The 3,468-nt window shown below is 54.2% G+C and carries 1 protein-coding gene and 1 pseudogene; both read right to left on the bottom strand.

The window, feature by feature from the left end:
- Positions 1 to 1,073 (bottom strand): ArdC family protein (locus tag ACIQ20_RS16215; protein WP_395782146.1); only part of this gene is annotated, 1,073 nt, incomplete at its 3' end.
- A 750-nt stretch (positions 1,074 to 1,823) separates the two neighbouring features.
- Positions 1,824 to 3,013 (bottom strand): annotated as a pseudogene (locus ACIQ20_RS16220) (IS3 family transposase).
- Positions 3,014 to 3,468: the final 455 nt, after the last annotated feature.

The following is a 3,468-nucleotide window of genomic DNA, read 5'->3' on the forward strand; positions in this document are numbered from 1 at the left end:
CCCTCAACGCCCTCATGCGAAAACTCATCACCCAACTCAACGCCATGATGCGAGACCACACAGACTGGGCAAAAACCACTCCATCTTAAACACGGTTGCTCTCCCAACACCCAATCAGCTGCAGCCTGGGCTTTGCTCGCAGCAACCAAGAAAGACGATGGATTATCGCCTAGGGCATTGAGCCAGCCATCAATATAGGCCGCATGATCTTCAAGGTGGTCTGCGGGCAGGCCGATGTGGACTCCGATGAAGGCACTGGCAAGTTCTGCGACAAGCTCTTCTAAGGCATAGCCTGCATCACCAAACCGGGTCTGGCCGAAGTCACGATTGAGGCGGCTTTCGTGTCGTGAGGCATGGGCGGTCTCATGGGCAAGTGTCGCCCAATATTGGCTGCCATCGCGAAACGCCTCGCGAAGGGGCATTTTGATGAAGTCTGCGGCCTTGGAGTAGAATGCCCGATTGCCACCATGGCGAAGGGTAACGGGGATCCGGCCGAAGAGAGAAGCCCAACGGGTCTCATCTTCGCTGATGGTGATCGGAGTAGGCGGAACAACTGGCGCTTCAGGAGCGGCATAGAAGGTTTCAGGCAGACCTTCGATCTGTTCGGCATTGAACACGGTATAGCCGCGCAGAATACGCCGGGTTTCACCAGTCTCATCGCCACTGGCACCCTTGGACTTGGGCGCCCGAGAAGGCTTGCCATCACCATCCGACTTATCTCCGACCTCGGCATAATAGACGACAAAGGACCCGCGCTCACCTTTGCGGACACAAGCCTTTAGGGCCAACGCCTGTTTGAAGGTGAACCAATGGCGTGACCTGAAACCACTTGCCAAAGAAGCAGCCCAAAGGGCGATGATATTCATGCCGCGATAGGGCGTTCCGCAGGAACGTAATGGCAAGACCAATGCATCAGGCGGGGCAATATCATCCCATGGTTTGATCCAGGGGCGAACACCGCGCTCCAACAGGGAACTGATCTGGGCTGTGACGCGCTCATGGGGTGTCAGACGAACTTCATCGGACGCTGATGATAAGCGGGAGTTACAAGAAGGAGAAATTGCAAACGACATGGCGGAGACCTCCGCCGATGGGATCTTGCGCTACGCGATACTCACCATGAGCTCGCACCGCCCCCATCGGCCGAGATCAACAAACCGCACCCCTGATAGCCTGGCCGCACCCCGGTAGTCTCCGGCTTGTCCAGACCGGGGCGGAAGCAAAGCGCCCGACTTAACGGTTGCGGGCGGGCTATCAGGGGTGCAGAGATTTTGGGCCGATGGGGCAGGGCTTATCCACCCTTGTCCCGGGTGAGAGAAACGCGGAAATTTGTCTGCCAGTACCGATAGCCTCATGCCGGGTATCGAGGGTTTCGTCAGAATACAGATATAGCCTGTCTCTGACTCTGGTGCTTGGTAAACAGAGTCCGCTTTTGTTACCGCCATGCCCAAATCCTTTATCCTTCCAAGTGGAGCCGGGCTGCGAGTTCAATGTGGAGCGCTAGCAAGCTATTTTGCGAAGTGAATCGCGATTTTTGCCAAGCTGCCATAGTTGAACTGAATGCTAGCTCGGGTCGAGAATTTGTTGAGCCTATAATGTCGCGAAAATCGGTGCTATTCTGGTTGTTACGCGATAAAACTTGTTGTTCGCAGACCCTACCAAAACGTTGATGAACGAATAGGGCGAGGCCCGCGAGTTTTTCTGCCTTGGACCACTGGCTTTGCTCTGCTACCCATCGTTGGGCCGCTTTGGCCTAGAGTCGTTGGCCTTGTGAGGTGCACCCATTGTTCGGGCCAGTGGGAGTTAGAGTTTCCCGGCCTAAGTCACGTTAGCGGGCTGGGATCGCTGACGTGATTTATCAATGAGATCGGGACTTTGTTGCCGAGGGCGCTATGTGGCCTGACCTCGTTGTAGTATCTGCGGTAAGTCTCCAACTATGTGCTTCGCCGCCCTTCGGGTCCTTCGCATCCGCAAGAGACAAGAACCAGTGAGCGTTCAAACATTCGGCGCGGAACTTGCCGTTAAAGCTCTCGATGAACGCATTGTCGGTTGGTTTGCCGGGACGCGAGAAGTCCAGCGTGACACCCTTGGCATAGGCCCACAGGTCCAGATTGTGGGAGATAAACTCAGAACCTTGATCAACGCGAATGGCTTTTGGATAGCCGATCTGTGAGCAAGCCTGTTCCAAAGCCTCTATGACGTCCTCTGATCGATAGCTGAATCTGGGGTCGATGATGGGCGAGAAGCGTGTGAACGTGTCAACAACCGTCAGGATCCTGAACTTGCGGCCCGTTGCCAATTGATCGTGAACAAAGTCCATGGCCCACGTTTCATTCGACTGTGTCGCCTCTTTTCGATCTTCTCGTAGCTTGGCTTTAACACGCCGCTTGGGCGTCTTATTCCTGAGCTGAAGCCCCATTTCCTTGTAAACACGATAGGTTTTCTTGACATTGTGCTGCCAACCATCGCGCTGCAACATCACATGCACGCGTCGATAGCCATAGCGCACGCGGTTCGGATTGGCGCTTGAACCAGTGGCGCGCCCAATCCTCACCGCAAATCTCCTTGATCGCCATTTGCAGACTGGCCTGATCGTGTCGCCGAAGCTTGTATTGAATGGTCGATCTGTCTGCTTCAAGAACCTGGCAGGCTCTCCGCTGCGACATATTCCATTCCCGACAAGCCTCAGCCACCAGCACACGCTTTCGATCAGGCCTTACAGCTTTCGCCGGATAACGTCCTGAAGCATCTCTTTGTCGAGCGACAGGTCAGCCACAATCTTCCGCAGCTTTGTGTTTTCGTCTTCCAGGAACTTCAACCGCTTGATCTCAGTTGGCAGCAACCCATCATACTTTTTCTTCCAGTTGAAATAGGTCGCCTGGCTAATGCCAGCCCGCCGGCAAATCTCAGCAACCGGCACACCTTCTGCCCCCTGCTTCAAGATAAATGCCTTCTGCGCGTCCGTAAATTTGCTCGCTTGTGCTGCGCCGCCCTTCGGGTCATCGCTTTCCACTCCTCCCCAGCGCAGGGTTAGATAACTGGAAAACTCTAATTTACCATGGACCGAATTCAGGGGAGCACGTCAACGTCAGCGTACCAGGTATTGATTCTGGCCTTTGCAGCATTTTGATGCTTGAGTGAGATTTCTAGCCATACACGCAAAATGTCGGAATCAGCGGCTTCTTGCTTTAATGTGTCAACATATTGGCTTGAAAACGTCTCCATATTATATTAACTTGAGGGTGCGTATAGGGATCAGATTTTGCACTTTGTGCAAAGTAGCTGCTCTCCTCGGTTGGTTGATGTAGCCGGGCAGCCATTCACAAAGGGATGCAACTTGATGACTGCCTATGGATTGATGCCTCCGTCAGATGAGGATCGCAGCCCTCCCGCTCTGGCTCGTCAGATTCGCTTGATGATTCAGTCTGGGGAGGTTCTGCCAGGCTCTCACCTTGGGACGGTTGAGTT

Origin of the sequence: Aquidulcibacter sp. (genome assembly GCF_044346625.1) — a bacterium.
GTDB lineage: Bacteria > Pseudomonadota > Alphaproteobacteria > Caulobacterales > Aquidulcibacteraceae > Aquidulcibacter.